The organism is Niallia taxi, from assembly GCF_004005475.1.
GTDB lineage: Bacteria > Bacillota > Bacilli > Bacillales > Cytobacillaceae > Niallia > Niallia taxi.
Map to the genome: position 1 here is coordinate 93,886 of NZ_RZTZ01000010.1, position 19,564 is coordinate 113,449.

Sequence of the window (19,564 nt, forward strand, 5' to 3'; positions counted from 1 at the left end):
CTCCCCTCTATATGTACGAATCAAGTTGCACAAGTATGAGCAACTTTTTTTCTTTTATCACATTACTTCTATTAATATATTCACTTTCATTAAATTACTATTCTAAAAAAACACTTCCATAAGCGAAAAAGGCAGTTTAATATTTTCCACCCTTCTCGTCAATGTAAGCAGTTTCATAAAATTCATTTATAACTTACATTATACATACAGGAGGTGCGGAAAGTGAACAACGAAAATAATTTGCAGGAACAGAATCGTTCCAATATCGTTACAATTAATAGAAATACAAAAAAACCTGTCACTACAGCCAAGAAAAAGAGGCTTAAAAACGCAGGGCTGTTCACATTATTTGTGGGTCCTGTCTTTCTCGCCTTTACCATTATTGTTTTAGTTCCATTCTTTACAGGAATCTATTATTCTTTTACTGATTGGAACGGTATTACTGGACAAATAAAATGGGTTGGACTGGATAACTTCAAATATTTGTTTACAGAGGATAAACAATTCCAAGAGTCATTCTTACTGACGACGAAGTATACGATTGTCGCCATTGTATTGACGAATCTTATCGGCTTTGGTCTGGCGCTTCTTGTCACACAAATGCTGAAAACCCGAAATATATTGCGGACTGTCTTCTTTATGCCTAACCTTCTTGGCGGCTTGCTGCTTGGGTTCATCTGGCAGTTCATCTTCGTTAGAGGATTTGCTTCCCTTGGAGAGTTAACAGGCATTCCACTCTTTGAGTTGGCATGGCTCGGAGATGCTAATACAGCGTTTTGGGGAATTGTCATCGTCAGTGTCTGGCAGGGTGCCGGCTATATTATGATTATTTATATTGCAGCATTGCAAAACGTTCCACAGGAGCTTATTGAAGCAGCTAAAATTGACGGAGCAAACAAATGGCAAATATTGCGCCATATTACAATGCCTCTTGTTGCGCCTGCTGTAACAATTTGCTTGTTCTTAACAACAGCATCTTCCTTCAAGATCTTTGATGCTAACCTTTCCCTAACAAACGGGGGACCATTTAAGTCAACTGAAATGTTAGCGCTTAACATTTATACTGAAGCATTTGTCAATAACCGCTATGGTATCGGTGAAGCAAAAGCTTTAATCTTCTTCCTTGTTGTGGCAACAATCTCTGTCCTTCAAGTAACACTTTCTAAGAAGAAGGAGGTTGAATCCTAATGGGCAACAAATATAATGGAAGAACCTTTATTCTAGAAATATTTGCGATATTAATCGGACTTGTCTTTTTAGTGCCATTTTATTATGTAATTTCAAATTCCTTAAAGCCATTTGCGGAGATTTTGACCAACACATCTGCATTGCCTAAGGCACTTCAATTTCAAAACTATGTTAGTGCATTTGAAAAACTAGATTACTTGAAGGTTTTGGGTAATTCATTAATCATCACAATAGCAAGTAATATCGTTCTCGTTGTTTTCTGTTCAATGGCTGCGTACATGCTTGTCAGAACAAAAAAGAAAATTTCTAATATCATCTTTATGTCATTTGTTGCGGCAATGATTATTCCATTCCAATCAATCATGATTCCTTTAATCAAGACAGCAGGAAGCCTTAACCTGCTAAACAGCATCTGGGGACTTGTTATCATGTATTTAGGGTTTGGGTCTGGTATGACTATCTTCTTGTATCACGGATTTATTAAAGGAATACCGGTAGAATTAGAAGAGGCAGCCATCATTGATGGATGTTCACGATTCGGCTTGTTCTGGAGGATTGTCTTCCCGCTTCTTAAGCCGATAACTGTGACAATCGTTATCTTAAACAGCCTTTGGATCTGGAATGACTATCTGCTTCCATCCCTAGTCTTACAAAATCCAGATTTAAGAACGATTCCTTTGGCAACCTTCTTCTTCTTCGGCCAATATACGAAGCAATGGGATTTAGCACTTGCAGCATTGATGCTCGGTATCATCCCATTATTAATTTTCTTCTTTGCGATGCAAAAACACATCATCAAGGGGATTACAAGCGGCTCTATCAAGTAAATTACTTAACGGGATCTACCTCCATCCTTTCTTAAAAGGATGGAGATCCATATAAAAATTTTTTCCTAATTCAGGAGGGGAAACCAATGGGTTTTAAATTCAAAAAATTTTCATTAGCAGCAGGTGTTTTGTCTGCGACACTTCTACTTGCAACTGCATGTTCCAACGAAACGGCTTCTGATAATTCCGGCAGCAAGGACGGCAAGGTTGTTGTTGATATATTCAACGGCAAAGTGGAAATTGCTGACCAATTAAAAGCACTTACAGATGCATATACAAAAGAGCATCCTGACGTTTCTTTCAACATTGAATCTGTCGGAGGCGGCGCTGACGGCTCAGCTGCACTAAAAGCAAAATTCGCTTCCAACAAAGCGCCAGATATCTTCGGCAATGGCGGCTACCAAGAAGCCCTTACTTGGAAGGATAAATTCGAGGACCTATCTGATCAGCCTTGGGTTAAGGACGCTTATGAAAGCGCATTAGTACCAATGACAATTGACGGTAAAGTATACGGACAGCCAGTAAACTTAGAGGGTTATGGCTTTGCCTATAATAAAGAATTATTTACAAAAGCAGGAATTACAGAGCTTCCGACTACTTTCACAGAATTAGAAGCAGCAGCAGAAAAACTAAAAGCTGCAGGCATTACTCCATTCTCCATCGGTTATGGCGAGTGGTGGGTACTAGCAAATCACGGCTTGAACGTGCCATTTGCTTATCAGGATGATGCAGATGCTTTCATTAAAGGCTTAAATGATGGTACATCCAAAATTGAAGGAAATGAGTACTTTAACAAATACTTTGACTTGTTAGACGTAACTTTGAAATATGGCAACAAAAATCCTTTAACAACAGACTACAATACACAAGTAACTCTATTTGCTACAGGTGAAGCAGCAATGATTCAACAAGGTAACTGGATTCAGCCGATGCTAGACAAATTGAATCCAAATTTGGAAGTTGGCTTTATTCCAATGCCGCTTAGTGATGATAAAGAGCAATCAGATAAATTAATGGTCGACGTTCCAACAAACTGGGTTGTTCACAATGGAGCTCCAGATGCTGATAAAAAAGCAGCTCTAGACTTCCTAAACTGGATGGTTACTTCTGACGCAGCGAAAACAATGTTAGTAAAAGACTTCAAATATGTACCTGCATTCAAAACAATTGAAGCAAGTGCAGATGATATCGGCCCACTAGGTGCTGAAATTCAAAAATACTCTCAAGAAGGCAAAACATATACTTGGCAGTTTATGAAATACCCAGATGGCGCTGGACAAGAATTTGGTGCTAGCTTGCAGGCATATGTTGGTAAAGAAAGCACAAGAGAAGAAACAATGAAAGCTCTTGATGAAACTTGGAATAAACTGAAAAAATAACTCTACCAACAAAAAAAGCAGTGTTCTCTTTAAGAGAGAGACACTGCTTTTTTAGTCTTTAAAGCTTCACAAACTTGTTAAGAAAAGTTGATAGTTTTGTCATAATTTCTTCATATTTGCGGGGTACAATAAGTATATGTTAAGACAATTACTCTTTTTCAAGTTCCCCCTTGAAATAGATATACTTTGGAAATCCAGCTAGTAATAGCTGGATCTTTTTTTTACCTTAAAATGCTGGCAATGCAGAATCTTTATAGTCTTCCTCAAGGAATTTCTTCACTTCAGGCCCTGTCATTTTTTCAGCTAGCAGCTTAATTGCTTCTGAATCAGCATTATCCTTGCGCGCTACAAGTGTAATAGCAAATGCAGACTCTACTCCTTCTGTTAAAAGAGCGTCCTTGTTTGGCTTTAAGCCTAACGGTTCAGCATAAGCAGGAGTCATGATCGTTAAATCTGTATCCTCATATACACGGGCAAGCATAAGTAAGTCTACTTTTTTAATTTTGAAGTTACGTTTATTTTCAACAATATCTGCCTCTGTAGCATCCGTGCTAGTTGCATCGTCTTTCAGCTTAATCAATCCATATTTATCCATAAGAGCAAGGGATCTGCTTATATTAGTCGGATCATTCGCAATAGCAACAGTTGCTCCATCTGGAAGGTCATCCAATGATTTATATTTAGGAGAATAACCGCCATATACAGCATGGTAAATCGGCTGAACTGCCACTAAATCAGCATTGGAATTTTTGTTGAACTGCTCCATATACGGTACGTGCTGGAAGAAGTTAGCATCCACTTCTTTGTTTGCCAAAGCATTATTCGGCTGAACATTATCGTTGAGAACAACAATCTCTAAATTAATGCCTTCCTCCTTCATCAATGGCTTCGCTATTTCTAAAATATCCGTCATAGGAGGGATTAAGGAAGCCACTTTAAGCGTTTGTTCCTTTTTCTCTTTCGGTTCTTCTTTATCTGCATTGCTGGCGCATCCTGCAAGGCACAGGACACTGAACAAAATGAATAACATTAATTTTTTCATATGTAGACTCCTTCTATTTTTTCTGGCACATTTGCCAGAAGTAATTATAGCATGATTCCTTCCAGTATGAGAATTATTCTCAAATATTCCGATATTTCATACAAAAACAAAAAAGGTGCAAAGCTCAGTTGCTTTGCACCATATCATTATTAATCAAGTATTTTCACTTTCACTGTCTTACGTCCCCAAGCTTTTGCTTTGCCGTTATTAGGCATTAGAACGTCAATTTTATGGCCTTTAATAGCACCGCCTGTATCGCCAGCGATTGCCTCACCATAGCCTTCTACCCAAACCTTACTGCCTAATGGGATAACGGAAGGATCAACTGCAATCAGCTTCATGTTCGCATTCTTTTTGATATTATAACCAAGGGCTGTATAATCAGACTTTGTGCTTTCATGGCTGTATGCTGTTGCAGATACATAAATTGTCTCTGAACTGCTGCTTTCCTTTTTAGAGCTTGAATTCTTATTTGAATTTGAGCTTGAATTACTCTTACCTTTTGATGATGAAGAAGAAGATGATTTCGGTGCCTCAGTCGTTTCAGCAGATACTGCTGTTTGCTGCTGCACAATTACCTTTTTACGTGCTGCTGCCTCTTCCTGCTGTTTCTTGATGCTTTCCTCTGCATCCTTCAATTCTGCTTGGATAGCTGCCTTTTCTGACTCTGCTATCTTAATTTCCTTGGAGATGCTTTTGTACTTATTATTTGCTTCCGATACAGCGGCCTGTCTTTTATCCAGGTTTGCTTCAAGAGCAGATTGATTTTCAGCTAATGATTCATAGCTTTGCTGAAGCTCTGCCTCTTTATCGTCAACATCCTTCTTTTCTGCCTCAATAGTCTCTAGATCCTGCTGCTGCTGTTCCAGAAGGTCTTTATCGCCATTATAGAAAGCTGATACAGCTGCTGCACGATCAATGAAATCTGATAAATCTTGAGCATTAAGTATAACTTCCATAATTATGTTTGTTTTATCTGTATTTTGTAAGGCTACCAATCTATCCTTCATGACATCCTTACGTTCTAGCACTTTATCTTCTAACTCAACAATCTGATCTTTTTTCTCTTCTATCAGAAGTTTCGTCTCTTCTATTTTACCTTCTATGGATGAGATTTCTTTTTTACTAGCCTCTAATTGGCCTTCTGTAGACTCAAGCTCATCCTGCACTGCTTTAAGCTCTTTCGATGCTTGCTGCTGTTCTTGCTCTTTTTCATCGAGCAATCTATCGTTTTCTTCTAGTTTGCTTTTACCATTTGTAAGTGTTTCTTGACTCGTTTCTGCATGTGCCATCAATGAAGTAGAAAAAAAAGAAGCACATATTAATGATAAAACCATCATTTTTTTAATCAGACTCATCTTAAAACCCCTTTCCATTAAGTTATAACACATGAAAGGGGCTGTTAAATTACAATTCTATTAAATTAACGAGTCAATTCCTTTAAAAAACGCTTACATACTAGAACATTTTACTAATAATGTCTTTTATTTCTATAAAAAATTCTATCATTTACCAACCGGCTTTTTTTATTACATCTTAAAATTCTTCACAAGTGCCGATAAATTATTTGCTTCTGAAAGCATTTCCTTTGTTCTAGCAAAGATGTGTTCTAGCTCTGCATCCTGCTCCTGCAAGGATCCGGACGATGAAACAGCACCTGCGGCAAAAGTTTGCGAAGCCTCTGCTGCCACTTCTACACCTGCTTTAATCTCCAAACTGCCAGCCATAAGGTGTGCAAGTGTATTTGATATTACAGCAATATTACAAACCATGTCTTCCACTTCCGTCTTTATTGTTTCAAAGCCCTCTCCAGTTTTCTTGATTTTAACGGAGCCATTCTCTAACTCTTGAAAACCGTTCTTTAGTGAGCGTGATACGGCTTCTGAAACATTTTGCACCGCTGTTACTGTACTGTTGATTTCCACCAATGATGTTTCCACTTGGTTTGCAAGCTTCCTCACTTCATTTGCCACTACTGCAAAGCCTTTGCCTGCTTCACCTGCTCTTGCTGCTTCGATTGCGGCATTTAATGCGAGCAGGTTTGTTTGTGCGGCAATCCCTTTTATTGACTCAACTAGTGTATGAATATTTCTTGTCTTCTCTTCCATTCCCAGCACTTCTTCATATGTGTCTCGAATCATCTCGTATACAATATTAGTTTGAGTAATCGACTCTTTCATCGAATTATGCCCTTTCAATGTTACAGAGAGAACCTTTTCAGAGCTATCCTTCACCATTGCTCCATTATCTGCGGCAACTCCAAGCTGTCTGTTAAAGGACTCGTATGCGGCAATCAGCTGGCTTGTACCCTCTCCCTGCTGTTCTGCACTCGCAGATAAAGCTGCCATCGTTTCAGATATCTGCTGACTTGAATGCTTAACATTTGATGAGCTGTGAGCGAGCTCCTCGCTGTTATTAGTAACTGAAACAGCAGCGTTCCCAATGCTGTTCACCATGCTCCTCAGACTGTAAATCATGCCATTAATCGCTTTTTCAAGCTGGCCAATCTCATCCTTGCCATCATAAAGAGATTCTTCCTCCAACAAGTCTCCTTGCGCCACTCTGCTAGCTCTTTGCACAACCCTTTCTAGGTTGTTTTTTAAAGAACGGGAGACAAAGTAAACAAAGACTCCACTGAAGATAGCAGACATCGCTGCAGCCGCTATAATGAGCCAAACAAAGAACGTCATGCTCTTTTCCATGTTCTGCATCGTATTATTACGGTTAGAATCTACATAGTTAACTAAGTCTGCAAGTGTCGCTGCATTGTTCTCTCTAAGCTGTGCGATTTCCATCCTTGCGTCCGTGTAAATCTTTTCATCTAGTCTCACAACCGCAGGAGCCACAGTCCGAATAAACAAATCATCTATCTTTTCATTATTCTCTTCTATTTTATTAATCAGCTGTTTTTGCTCTTTGTCTGCAATTGTCTCATTTAAGCTGTCTAGCGACACATTCAGTTCGTTTCGCAGCTGTCGATAGCTTTTAATGTCCTCATCTTTTAAAAAGGTAATATAGTCTGCAATACGAATATCCTTTGCTCGTATAAGAGAGCCTATTTCCTCAATTGCTGCAGCCTTTTCCCCCTGATTTTTTATATCGATTGTTTTTGACCAGAACATATTGAGCAGTATAATTACAACTATTGTTGTAGCGAAAAACAGAACAGCGTTAAAACCAAACAGTAAATAGAGCTTTGACCTAATTTGCATATCCTTCCATCTGAATGAGGTTTTCTCCCGATCCTTACTCTTTGCCTTCTTTTTAACAATATTGAATGTCCTTGGCTTCAGCTTGAATTTCCATTTTCCAGACATGACTTTCCTCCTGCAAAAAAAGATAAATAAGACAATATACCTAATTACCAATATGAAGGATTTAAGAAGTTATATCTACAAATTTACGGAAATTTTACAAAAATATAACAATAAAAAAAACCAGCAGATAAATCTGCTGGTTATGTGTTCAAATCGTATCTTTTTCCAGTTACTAAATAGATAACATTTTCGGCAATATTCGTAACATGGTCGCCGATACGTTCGATGTATCTGCAAACGAAGGCAAGCTGTGTTACCTGCTTTGTTTCACTTGGGTGTTCACGGATATAACCCATAAGTTCCTGAATAAGACGACCATACATCGCATCAATCTCATCATCCTTTTCAGCACTTGCTTTTGCTATAACCGTATCCTCCGTATAGAAGGCTGTTAAGGATTCCCTTAGCATATTTAGTGCCTTCTCCATCATAAGCGGTATTTCCACTATATCCTTAATATGTGGTTCACCGCCAATATGAATGGTGGATTTAGCAATGTTAACAGCCATATCGGCAATCCGTTCCACTTCAGACGAAATTTTGAGAGCCACGATTATTTTTCTTAAATCTGTTGCTACTGGGGATTCTTTTGCGATTAACAAAATTGCCTGATCGTTAATCTTATTTTCCATTTCGTCAATTTTGTTGTCTCCTTCAATTACTTCCTCAGCCTTCTGCAGATCTTGGCTAATTAAGGAAACCATTGCTTTTTTGATGGCATATTCTGCTTCTTCCGCCATATCTAAAAGACTTTGTTTTAGTTCTTTAAGATTACTGTCAAAATTCGTCCTAGTGTTCATCCTTGCACCCCAATCATCCAAATCGTCCGGAAATATAATCTTCTGTTCTTTGGTCAGCCGGTCTTGAGAAAATTTTAGATGTTTCGTCAATCTCAACTAGCTCTCCCATTAAGAAAAAGGCTGTCTTGTCTGAAACACGTGCTGCCTGCTGCATATTATGTGTCACGACAACAATTGTATATTTCTCCTTCAATTCAAGCATCAGCTCTTCAATTTTCAATGTTGAAATTGGGTCAAGAGCAGATGTAGGTTCATCCATTAGAAGTACATCAGGCTTTGTCGCAAGCGCTCTTGCGATGCAAAGACGCTGCTGCTGTCCACCTGAAAGTCCCATCGCAGGAGTATGCAGACGATCCTTTACCTCATCCCAAAGTGCAACGTCACGAAGTGATTTTTCTACAATCTCTTCAAGCACCTTTTTTCGCTTTTCGCCGTGAATTCTTGGTCCGTAAGCAATATTTTCAAAGATTGTTTGCGGAAATGGATTTCCCTTTTGGAAAACCATACCGACATTTTTGCGCAAATCAACAAGATCGATTTTTTTGTTAATAATGTTTTTGCTTTTATAGTTAATTTCACCAGACATCTTAACGTTTGGCACCATATTAATCATCAAGTTTAAGGTTTTAATAAACGTCGATTTCCCACAGCCGGATGGACCGATAATAGCCGTAACTTCATTGCGGTTAATCGGGAAATTGATATTTTTTAAGGCATGGTGATCTCCATACCAAAGGTTTAAATCATTTATTTCAAATACAGGCGCGTGCGTAACAGCTGTTGACATGATAGTCCCCCTTATCCAAATCTGCCGGAAATATATTCTTCTGTCTTTTTAACAGATGGGTTTGTAAAGATTTTCTCTGTCGCATCAAACTCAATTAAATCTCCGCTCAAGAAGAAGGCAGTCTTATCCGAAATCCTTGAAGCCTGACCCATATTATGCGTAACAATTAAAATAGAATATTCCTTCTTCAATTCCACAATTAACTCTTCAACCTTGGCATTTGAAATCGGGTCAAGAGCAGATGAAGGCTCATCAAGCAGCATAAGTGAAGGCTTCATTGCAATTGTACGAGCAATGCAAAGTCTTTGTTGCTGTCCACCAGATAATGACAAAGCAGATTTATGAAGTCTGTCTTTTACTTCATCCCAAAGTGCTGCTTTCGTTAAGCTCTCTTCTACAAGGACTTCCAACTCACTTTTTTTCTTTATCCCCGCAAACTTCAACGCATGCGCAATATTTTCATAGATTGATTTAGGAAAAGGATTTGGCTTTTGGAACACCATGCCAATCTCTTTTCTTAATGCAACAACATCAATATTATCACCAAGGATATTCAAGCCTTCATATAGAATTTCTCCCTTTGCTTTAGCTCCAGGAATAAGGTCGTTCATGCGATTAATACTGCGAAGGAAAGTTGACTTACCACAGCCAGACGGTCCAATTAATGCAGTGATTGAATTTTTTTCGATATCCATTGAAATCGTATTAACTGCTCGTTTTTCTCCGTAATATATGTCCAAGTCCTTTACTTGAAGGATTAGATCTTTATTTGTAACTGACGTTTCAGAAATCTGTTCTCTGTTAAGGACGGCAGTTCTTGGCAATGTACTTGTATTCATTTTCATCATCCTTACCTAGTTATTTAGATGCTGTAAGTTTACGATGGATAAAGCCTCCAATTAAACGCGCACCTAGGTTGAAAATCAGCACAGACAAAATCAATACTGCGGACGCACCGTTTGCGATATCCTCCACATCCGGAATAAGTCCCTGTGTGTTAACAGACCAAATATGAACAGCTAAAGTTTCTGCAGGTCTAAATATATTTAATGGAGAGTTTTCAACGAATGGATTCCAGTTTGCATAATCCAGTCTTGGTGTTGACAATCCAGATGTAAATAATAGCGCAGCCGCTTCCCCGAACACCCTTCCAGAAGCAAGGATTGCACCTGTTAGAATCGATGGAAATGCTGTTGGTAAAAGAATTGTTTTAATTGTATGCCAATGTGTAATTCCTAATGCAAGACTAGCTTCTTTCTGATCACGCGGCACTGAACGAAGTGCATCTTCACTGACACGCACCATAACTGGTAAGTTGAACACTGTTAATGCCAACGCACCACCAAGGATTGAATAGCCCCATCCTGTTAAGTTAACGAACATTAATAGACCGAACATACCAATAACAATAGAAGGAAGTGATGCAAGGACCTCGATACAAGTACGGATAGTGTTTGTAATTTTCCCAGGCTTTGCATACTCAGCCATATAAATTCCACCACCCACTCCAAGTGGAACAGTAATAATCATTGTGATAAACAAAATGTAAAATGAGTTAAATAATTGATCTCTAATTCCACCGCCTGCACGGACATTACTTGATGGATTTGTTAAGAAATCAAGCGATATGTGGCTGACGCCATTAAACAAAATGTAAGAAAATAATCCGACAAGAACGGATACAATAACGATTGCTATCGCAACAAACACACTGGTTGCGATACGATCTGCTACTCTGCTGTTCATTATACTTTCCTCCTAGATGACAGATAACGGATTAGCAAGATAAATGCGAATGACATAACTAACAAGATAAGCCCCATTGACCAAAGTGTATTGTTTTCAACACTTCCATATGTTGTATGACCCATATTTAATGTGATGATAGTTGTCAATGTTCCGGCTGGATCTAAAATGCTTCCAGGGATAATTCTCGTGTTACCGATAACCATTTGAACCGCTAATGCTTCCCCGAACGCTCTTGCCATACCTAAAACGATTGCCGTTAACAATGAAGGAAGGGCAGCAGGAACAAGTACTTTCCTGATTGTTTGCCATCTCGTAGCACCAAGTGCATAAGATCCTTCACGCAATGATTTAGGCAGTGTCGCCATTGCATCTGTTGCAATTGTCGTAACTGTCGGCAGGATCATGATTGCTAAGACGATTGTTCCAGATAACAAGCTGAAACCAAGTCCGCCTACATGCTCCCTGATAAAAGGCACTAATACTGTAAGTCCTATGAATCCATAAACAACGGAAGGAATACCAACAAGCAACTCAATTACTGGTTGAAGTATTTTCTTCCCCCATGACGGAGCAATTTCAGTCATGAAAATAGCTCCTCCAATTCCAAGTGGTGCTGCAACTAGTGCGGCAAGCATTGTTACCGCAAAAGAACCAAAGATAAAAGGCAGTGCCCCATACATTGGGCTTTCTGGATCAGTAGGATTCCAATTCGTACTGGTTAAGAACTCAATCGGACTTACACCGTTTTTAATGAAAGACTGTAAACCTTTTGTACTTAGGAAAATTGTGATTGCAATAGTAGCAGAAATCATGATAATTGCACATAATGTTACTAAAACTTTACCCCGTACCTCACCATTAAGCCTTGTTTTATTAGATTTGATTAATCTCTCTCTAACAGGAAGTGATGATTTTTCCATAATTTTTGAAGCACCCCTAATTTACGTCATTAATTGGTAATGAGGCAACGCCAGGTCGGCATTGCCCCTTACCTAATTCGTTTATTTTTGATTTCCTTCAGCGTCACGCTCTACTTCCATTTCGCTGCCAGGAATATATCCTTGGTCTTCGATCAATTGTTTTTGCTCATCAGCAGCCATGTAGTCAAGGAATGCTTTAGCAAGTTCATTTGGCTCACCTTTAGTGTAAGCATGTTGGTAAGCCCAAACTGGGAATTCACCAGTTTTAACTTTTTCATCAGTAGCTTCTACGCCGTCAATTGCAAGTGGTGTTACAGTGTCATCAGTGAAGTAAGAAAGTGCAAGGTAACCTACAGCTCCTTCAGTTTCAGAGATGATTTTCTTAACTGTGTTTGAAGAATCTTCCGTAACTCCCTCAGCAGGTGTAGCGCCATCTAATGCATATTTATTGAAAGTTGCACGAGTACCAGAAGAATCTGGACGGTTAACTAATGTAATCTTTTGGTCAGCACCACCAAGGTCTTTCCAGTTAGTGATTTTGCCAGTAAATACTTTAATCAAATCTTCTTTAGATATATCTTTAACTCCAGCAGATGGGTTAACAGCAGCTGTCATACCTACTACAGCAACTTTGTGGTCAACTAGCTCATCAGCAGGAATTCCTTCTTTTTCTTCAGCAAAAACATCAGAGTTTCCAATATCTACGGAACCTTCAGAAACTTGTGATAAGCCTGTACCAGAACCACCAGCGTTCACTTGGATATCAACTTCTGGATTTTCAGCCATAAACTCTTCAGCAGCAGCTGCTACTAATGGTTGCATTGCAGATGAACCAGAAACTGTCAAAGTGCCTGATAATTTTTCTTCTGAACCATTATCTTCATTGTTATCTCCACTTGTGTTGTCATTTCCTCCGCATGCAGCGATGAATGCCATAAGTGCTGCAACTAGCAGAAGCAGGCTTAGCTTTTTCAAACTTTTCATTTCTTTAATTCCCCCTAAGGATATGTTGGTGTTTTGTCCTACAAGAATTAGAATAAGGGAAAACTATTAATGTTGTTTGAATCAATTGTAAAGGTTTTGTAAATGCTAGTTTTTTGTGAATAATTGTCGAAAAAGTGGTTATTATCCCATTATTATAGTTATCAAGTCCCAAAATTTATGGACATACCCCATTAATTCACCACAAATCCGTTAATTTACAAAAGATTACTTGTGACGTAATATAGAAGAAAAAGGTCCTATTCTCATTTAGATGAAGAGGTATAATACTATGTCAAACGTTCAATCACTGGAAAGAGCATTAACGATATTAAACAAGCTGTCTGAATATCCAGATGGCCTGCAAATCGCCCGCCTGACCGAACAGGTTGGCCTCTCCAAAAGCACAGTACACAGACTTTTGGCAACATTGACCAACATGAACTATGTCGAAAAGGACATGGATACAGACAAATATAAGCTTGGATTACAGACACTTTTCCTTGCAAGAAATTTCTTGAACAGTAATACACTTGTTCAGACAGCAAAACCATTTCTGACCAAATTATGTAAGGAAGTCAATGAAACAATTCATTTATGTACGAAAGACCGAGAAGAAGTCCTTTATGTGGACAAGATAGAAAGCACACAAACGATTCGCATGTTCTCCCGTGTCGGCAGCAGAGCTCCAATGTACTGCACAGCTGTTGGAAAAGTACTTTTATCAGGGCTAGATTCTGAAGCTTTGGAAGAATCACTCTCCAAAATGGAATTTGTCAGCAAAACAGCTGCCACTATCACTTCAAAGGAAGAATTACGCGAGGAAATAGACAAGGTGGAGCAACAAGGCTATGCATTAGATAATAACGAGAATGAAAAGGACTTACGCTGCATCGCTGCCCCTATTTACAACCATGAAGGCAGGATAATCGCAAGCTTCAGCATCTCTGGTCCTAGTACAAGAGTGACAATGGATTTAATAAATGAAGTGTTGGTTGAAAAAATGAAGCATTATAGTGCGGACATATCCCGTCACCTTGGCTTCATCAGTTAATAATAGTAAATAGAAAAAGAGCAAAGCTGCCTCATTGGCATACTTTGCTCTTTTTCTATTTATCTATTTAATTTAGGTTCCATAAAGTCACTCAAACCTTTTCTGTCAGGGAGTCCATCATTGTCACCTGGAGCCATTACTGCAAGAGCGCCGATTGCTGTTCCTCTTCTGACCGCTTCCTCCAGCGGTAACTCCTCCAACAATGCACTGGTCACACCAACAGCAAACCCATCTCCAGCACCAACTGTGTCAATGACTTTGTGAACCTTAAAACCTTCTGTATAGAATTTCTTATCCTCAGAACTAGTATAAGCCCCTTTTGGTCCAAGCTTAATGATTACGGTTTTTACACCAGCATCATGATAAAATTGAGCAATTCCTTCAGGAGTTTCTCTGCCCGTAAGCAGCCTTCCCTCTTCCATGCCAGGAAAGACAATATCAGCTAAAAAGGCAATGTCATTGATAACTGCCGCCATCTCTTTTTTATCTGGCCAGAGAGCAGGTCTAATATTAGGATCAAATGAAATCGATACCCCTTGCGCTTTCGCCTTACGCGCCAATTCATAAACCATTTCCCTGCAGCTCGTTGATAATGCTGGAGGAATGCCTGTCAAATGGAGATGCTGAAAGTCTGTAAGAGACAATGAACTTATTGATTGAATATCCATTGTAGAAGCAGCAGAATTTTTTCTTAAAGCAAACACTTCTGGATCTCCGGCGGAAACCTTTTGCTTCCATTGCATTCCTGTAGCGTGCTTATCGTCAAAGGTAACAAAACTCGTATCAATATCATTATTCTTCAGGAAGCTTTGAATACTTTTGCCGAAGGGATCATTCCCAAGCTTCGTAATATATGTGACATTATGGCCTAAACGAGCCATCCCGATTGAAAAGTTCACTTCTGCTCCTGCCACAAACCGAGCAAACCTATCTGCCTCTTCCAAAAGCCCTTCAGACTCTGCCGCAAATAGGGCCATCGGTTCTCCCACAGTAACTATTCTGCTCATACTAACAATCAACTCCTTCTATTAATATAGGAAGAATCTGCTCTTTAAAGCGCACGAGTATTTACGCCACTTCCACTATTCGTGTTGTTCTTTTTTTGCATATATTTATACCAAAAGGCAGTTAATATCGGAACTAAAATGGAGGTTACAATGACAGATGCTGCTACCAATGCTGTTGCAGACTGGGCAATTGGCATAAACTCCGGCTTCATACTTGCAATAATCATTGGATTGGCAACAGCAGCGCCAGCAGTACTTGAAGCAGCAATCCCCGCTGTTCCGTTTCCTCCCCCAATAAACTTGTCTGCAAGCATTAATGGAATACCTGTAACAATAATAACGATAATGCCTAGCAAGACACCGGCAAAGCCTGTTTTCACAATTACGCCGAGATCAATCGTATTTCCTAAAGCAAATCCGAAGAATGGAATCATTGTATGTGTAGCCTTGCTGAAAAAACTTCTAAAATCAGAATCAAGATTTCCTAAAATAAAACCGATTAAAAATGGAAGCACTGCCCCAACAAATGCCTGCGGTTCAAACGCAATCCCAGTTGAACCAAGAATAAGCATTGTCACAAGCGGACCTGACTCAAGCGACATCAATACAAATGCACCGGCTTCCTCCTTTGTTCCATATTGCTGCATCATGGACGCATACAAACCACCGTTCGTCATATCCATCGCCGCAACAAGTGTCAAAATCGAAAATCCGGCGAAAAAGCCTGTCTGTACCCCACCCTCTGGCAAAAACGCTCCTGCCACAAGAGCAACAATCCACGCAACCACAATCTTTGTCACCAGCAGCGTTCCCGATTTTCGCAAAACAACTCCTGTCGATTTCAAATTAATTCCTGCACCCATGCAGAAGAACCAGACAGCAAGAATCGGGATTGTACCTGTCATCAGCCCATTCGTAAATGACCCGAAATACTCGCCAGATTTTGGTGCGAACGTATGAATAATAGCTCCTACAAACAGCGGAACCAGCATAAGGCCTCCTGGTATTCGCTCAATCGACTTCATGATTTTCATATTAGCATCCTTACCTTCCTATTTAGGTAATTTAAGCAATTGAAAAAGACGCTGCATCTGATATGTAGTAATTGAATTATGCCGCGTGTTAAAGACTTGCCCTTCAACACATCATCCAGTTCTTCATGCTCTTGTAAACAACTTAAACGATCACTCATAGAAAAAACTTGCCCTAGTCATGCTGGCGTTCACTAATCCAACTAAGAATACGCTTACATATTTTCGAAAAACGAAAAGCAAATAACCTCCTTTCAACAATCTCATTAACGTTCCACATCGTGGTACGTTGTTCCATAAAATAATTATACCGCTTACATTTTTATAATTCAATAATTTGGCAAAAGAAAAGGATATTTCGACAGAAAAAAACAATATCTGTTTGAGAAGATATTGTTTTCTCCTATTATTATGTAAACCATTATTCTATAAACTAAGAAGCTAACATCTAGCCTTTAAACCTGGATGCCTAGTTTAAAAGTCTGCTGTATTTTTAATAGTCTCTTCACATAGACACCAGCCTAAAATACAGCATATAATTTTGCAGCGTTACGTGATATTGCGCTTTGAATCAAATTACCTGGAGTATTTACGATTGTTTTGTAGTTGTAACAGTTAATGTGGATATTCACTGAATAATTAGGAGTTTAATCAATAGTTATCAACATTATGAGGTTTTTTAATAACAAGTGTTAATACTTTCAGGTTTTATCCACAAGGTCTTTCCGTATAAACAAAATTCAAGGTTTACAGAAAGCGATTTATTGTCTATTCATAGCTATCATTAAAACAAAAAATTCTGGATTTCTTTAGGGAAATCCAGAATTTTTCTAAGAGCTGATATCACACTGATAATACTAACTGGGCCACAGCCTCTACATGCATTGTCTGCGGGAACATATCCACAGGCTGTACTTCAAGTGTTTTATAGCCTCCGTCTTCAAGAACGCGCAGGTCTCTTGCTAATGTTGCTGGGTTGCAGGAAACATATACGACTTTTTTTGGCTTCATGGCAATGATTGTTTGTAATAGGGCTTCATCACAGCCTTTTCTTGGCGGATCAACGACTAGAACGTCTGCTGTGTTTCCTTCTTTATACCAGTTGGGGATAACTTCTTCTGCTTTGCCGACAGCAAAATCCACATTGTGGATATCATTTAGGAGTGCATTTTTGCCAGCGTCTTCGATTGCTTGTGGAACAATTTCTACTCCAAACACCTTTTTTGCTTTTTTCGCGAGGAACAGAGAAATCGTGCCGATACCGCAATAAGCATCAATAACGTTTTCTTCGCCTTGCAAATTAGCATACTCAAGTGCTTTATCATATAAAACCTTTGTCTGTTCTGGATTTACTTGATAGAAGGAGCGGGCTGAAATAGCGAACTTTACATCTCCAATATAATCGGTAATTGTTTCTTGTCCCCATAACACATTTGTTATGTCACCCATAATGACATTTGTTTTTTTGTTATTCACATTGTGGATAATTGATTTCAAACCGGAAATCTCTGCTGCAATTTCATCCACAACTTTATTTTTGTTCGTAATCTCGTTTGTTCTCGTAATAAGCACAATCATCATTTCACCTGTAACTAAACCACGGCGAACCATGATATGACGAAGCTCGCCTTTATGTCGCTCCTCATTGTATGCCTTTACTCCGTACTTTTGACAAATCTCTTTTACTTTTCTTACGACATCATCATTTTCTTCTTGTTGTATAAGGCAGGCTTCCATATTAATAATTTGGTGGCTGCGCTGTTGATAGAAACCGCCTATCAGACCGCCCTCCTGCTCGCCAATTGGCACCTGTGCCTTGTTACGATAGCGCCATGGCTCATTCATTCCGATTGTCGGGTGAACTACAGCATCAATTTTTCCGATTCTTTCAAGGACATCCTGAACATGCTTATGCTTCACAAGAAGCTGACCTTCATAGTTAAGATGCTGAAGCTGACAGCCTCCGCATTCTTTATAAATTGGACATGGTGCTTCCACTCGATAAGGGCTTTTTTCCTGCAATTCAAGCAAACGGCCAAACCCAAAATTTTTATTAGTTTTCACCACTTTAACCTTCGCTTTTTCCCCTGGAAGTCCATTGGGGATAAACAGTGGATAACCTTCAACCTTCGCTACGCCAGAACCTTCATGTGTCAAATCTTCAAATACTATATCTAATATATCGTTCTTTTGAACGGGCAATGTTCTGCTCATTGTCTACTTCCTTTGCTACATGTTATCTATTTTTGAAAAGTATACCGAACAAAATTGTATCATACTTTTCCTGTTATCTATAATCCTTGTTGGTTTTTTAAAGTTTGAAAACAATGGAAATAAGGGGCTTTTATGGGGATTTGGAGTGGTGGATAGAGTGAGTCCGCACTCACTCTATATCTTTACTCTGCTGTTAGTGTCTCTTCTTTAGGGCGATCTTCGTCGCGGATTTGGTCAATCGGAACAAACACCTCAAAATGTCTGTATAAATTAACAAATTCTGCTGGAAGCACCCCACCGAATTCACCATCAAGGTTCAGCTGTACCTTCTCTTCTGATGTTATCTTAATACGGTTTGCACTTACATAAATAACATTCGGGTCATTAATATGCTCACCGCGAAGCGCCAATGTGGCAATACGGATAAAGTCTGCTAGGTTGGCTTTTTTTAGGATAAGCAAGGAAAATAGACCGTCATTGATCGAAGCACCTGGCGCAAGCTTTTCAAATCCTCCGACAGAGTTTGTCAGACCAATTAAAAACAGCATGACTTCCCCTTCGAATAGCTTTCCGTCATATTCTATCTTTACTTTAGTAGCTTTAATAAAAGGCAGCTTTTCCATACCTTTCAAATAATACGCAAGCTGTCCAAGCATTGTTTTCAACTTGCTCGGCACTTCATACGAAAGCTCCGTCAAATTGCCTCCGCCGCCAATATTGATAAAGTATTTGTCTTCATTTATCCGTCCAATATCGACAGGGATTGTGTCGCCTTTAGCAATTATATCCGCGGCAGCTTCAATGTCTCGCGGGATGTGCAAGGCTCTTGCAAAGTCATTAGTTGTACCAACTGGGATAATTCCAAGCTTCGGCCGGTAGTCCTGTTCTGCTAGTCCATTAACTACTTCATTAATTGTGCCGTCTCCGCCAGCTGCAACAACAAGATCATATCTTCTTTCAATTGCAATCCTCGCAGCCTTTGTGGCATCCTCTGGACCCGTCGTAGCATGACAGGATGTTTCATACCCAGCATTCTCAAGTTTTTTCAGCACCTCCGGCAAATGCTTTTTAAAAGCTTCCCGGCCTGATGTTGGATTATATATAATTCTTGCCCTTTTCATACCCATCATCCTATTTCATAATTTCATGGCTTGTTTTCTATCATCTAACATCATATACGAAAACTACTTCTTTAGGCAATATTTAGTATACTGCCAACTGCTCTGTAAAAAAATTTAGAATTCTGCTATCAATTATACCCAAATAAC

The 19,564-nt window shown here is 39.2% G+C and carries 17 protein-coding genes; 4 read left to right on the forward strand and 13 right to left on the reverse strand.

Annotated features, from left to right (window positions below):
• Positions 1–222 precede the first annotated feature (222 nt).
• The 3 genes from EM808_RS20370 (at position 223) to EM808_RS20380 (ending at position 3,394) form a co-directional block, all read left to right on the forward strand.
• Positions 223–1,188 (forward strand): carbohydrate ABC transporter permease, encoded by a 966-nt coding sequence (locus tag EM808_RS20370; protein ID WP_127740203.1) that lies wholly within the window; start codon positions 223–225, stop codon positions 1,186–1,188.
• The gene (locus EM808_RS20375) at positions 1,188–2,015 is read left to right on the forward strand and encodes a carbohydrate ABC transporter permease (protein ID WP_127740205.1); all 828 of its coding nucleotides are present in this window, start codon (positions 1,188–1,190) and stop codon (positions 2,013–2,015) included. Before EM808_RS20370 ends, EM808_RS20375 begins: the two co-directional genes overlap by 1 nt.
• An 86-nt stretch (positions 2,016–2,101) precedes the next feature.
• The gene (locus EM808_RS20380) at positions 2,102–3,394 is read left to right on the forward strand and encodes an ABC transporter substrate-binding protein (protein ID WP_127740208.1); all 1,293 of its coding nucleotides are present in this window, start codon (positions 2,102–2,104) and stop codon (positions 3,392–3,394) included.
• Positions 3,395–3,620: 226 nt separating this feature from the next.
• On the opposite strand, the gene EM808_RS20385 is transcribed toward EM808_RS20380, so the two are convergent.
• The 9 genes from EM808_RS20385 to EM808_RS20425 form a co-directional block, all read right to left on the reverse strand.
• Positions 3,621–4,436 (reverse strand): MetQ/NlpA family ABC transporter substrate-binding protein, encoded by an 816-nt coding sequence (locus EM808_RS20385; protein WP_127740210.1) that lies wholly within the window; start codon positions 4,434–4,436, stop codon positions 3,621–3,623.
• A gap of 149 nt (positions 4,437–4,585) precedes the next feature.
• Positions 4,586–5,794 (reverse strand): 3D domain-containing protein, encoded by a 1,209-nt coding sequence (locus tag EM808_RS20390; protein ID WP_127740212.1) that lies wholly within the window; start codon positions 5,792–5,794, stop codon positions 4,586–4,588.
• Between the two features lie 171 nt (positions 5,795–5,965).
• Positions 5,966–7,753, reverse strand: a complete 1,788-nt coding sequence (locus EM808_RS20395; RefSeq protein WP_127740214.1) for a methyl-accepting chemotaxis protein — start codon at positions 7,751–7,753, stop codon at positions 5,966–5,968.
• Positions 7,754–7,893: 140 nt separating this feature from the next.
• Positions 7,894–8,553: a phosphate signaling complex protein PhoU gene (gene phoU, locus EM808_RS20400; RefSeq protein WP_127740216.1), complete on the reverse strand. Its 660-nt coding sequence runs from the start codon at positions 8,551–8,553 to the stop codon at positions 7,894–7,896.
• Positions 8,554–8,566: 13 nt separating this feature from the next.
• Positions 8,567–9,340 (reverse strand): phosphate ABC transporter ATP-binding protein PstB, encoded by a 774-nt coding sequence (gene pstB / locus EM808_RS20405; protein WP_127740218.1) that lies wholly within the window; start codon positions 9,338–9,340, stop codon positions 8,567–8,569.
• An 11-nt stretch (positions 9,341–9,351) separates the two neighbouring features.
• Positions 9,352–10,179 carry a phosphate ABC transporter ATP-binding protein PstB gene (gene pstB / locus EM808_RS20410; protein WP_127740220.1) on the reverse strand — a complete coding sequence of 276 codons (828 nt, stop codon included), beginning with the start codon at positions 10,177–10,179 and terminating at the stop codon, positions 9,352–9,354.
• Positions 10,180–10,198: 19 nt separating this feature from the next.
• Positions 10,199–11,086 carry a phosphate ABC transporter permease PstA gene (gene pstA, locus EM808_RS20415; RefSeq protein ID WP_127740222.1) on the reverse strand — a complete coding sequence of 296 codons (888 nt, stop codon included), beginning with the start codon at positions 11,084–11,086 and terminating at the stop codon, positions 10,199–10,201.
• On the reverse strand, positions 11,086–12,009 hold the full coding sequence (pstC, locus tag EM808_RS20420; protein WP_127740224.1) for a phosphate ABC transporter permease subunit PstC: 924 nt from the start codon (positions 12,007–12,009) through the stop codon (positions 11,086–11,088). Before pstC ends, pstA begins: the two co-directional genes overlap by 1 nt.
• An 81-nt stretch (positions 12,010–12,090) precedes the next feature.
• Positions 12,091–12,993, reverse strand: coding sequence for a phosphate ABC transporter substrate-binding protein (locus tag EM808_RS20425; protein WP_127740226.1), 903 nt, complete (start codon positions 12,991–12,993; stop codon positions 12,091–12,093).
• A gap of 289 nt (positions 12,994–13,282) precedes the next feature.
• Between EM808_RS20425 and EM808_RS20430 the strand changes: the two genes are divergently transcribed.
• Positions 13,283–14,044: an IclR family transcriptional regulator gene (locus EM808_RS20430; RefSeq protein ID WP_127740228.1), complete on the forward strand. Its 762-nt coding sequence runs from the start codon at positions 13,283–13,285 to the stop codon at positions 14,042–14,044.
• A gap of 59 nt (positions 14,045–14,103) precedes the next feature.
• Here the strand turns inward: EM808_RS20430 and EM808_RS20435 are convergent, their stop codons facing one another.
• The 4 genes from EM808_RS20435 to EM808_RS20450 all read right to left on the reverse strand — a co-directional run bounded on the left by EM808_RS20435 (position 14,104) and on the right by EM808_RS20450 (position 19,417).
• Positions 14,104–15,051, reverse strand: coding sequence for a sugar kinase (locus EM808_RS20435; protein ID WP_127740230.1), 948 nt, complete (start codon positions 15,049–15,051; stop codon positions 14,104–14,106).
• Between the two features lie 44 nt (positions 15,052–15,095).
• The gene (kdgT, locus tag EM808_RS20440) at positions 15,096–16,085 is read right to left on the reverse strand and encodes a 2-keto-3-deoxygluconate transporter (RefSeq protein ID WP_127740232.1); all 990 of its coding nucleotides are present in this window, start codon (positions 16,083–16,085) and stop codon (positions 15,096–15,098) included.
• 840 nt (positions 16,086–16,925) lie between these two features.
• Positions 16,926–18,296: a 23S rRNA (uracil(1939)-C(5))-methyltransferase RlmD gene (rlmD, locus tag EM808_RS20445; RefSeq protein WP_127740234.1), complete on the reverse strand. Its 1,371-nt coding sequence runs from the start codon at positions 18,294–18,296 to the stop codon at positions 16,926–16,928.
• 182 nt (positions 18,297–18,478) lie between these two features.
• On the reverse strand, positions 18,479–19,417 hold the full coding sequence (locus EM808_RS20450) for a diacylglycerol kinase (RefSeq protein ID WP_127740236.1): 939 nt from the start codon (positions 19,415–19,417) through the stop codon (positions 18,479–18,481).
• Positions 19,418–19,564: the final 147 nt, after the last annotated feature.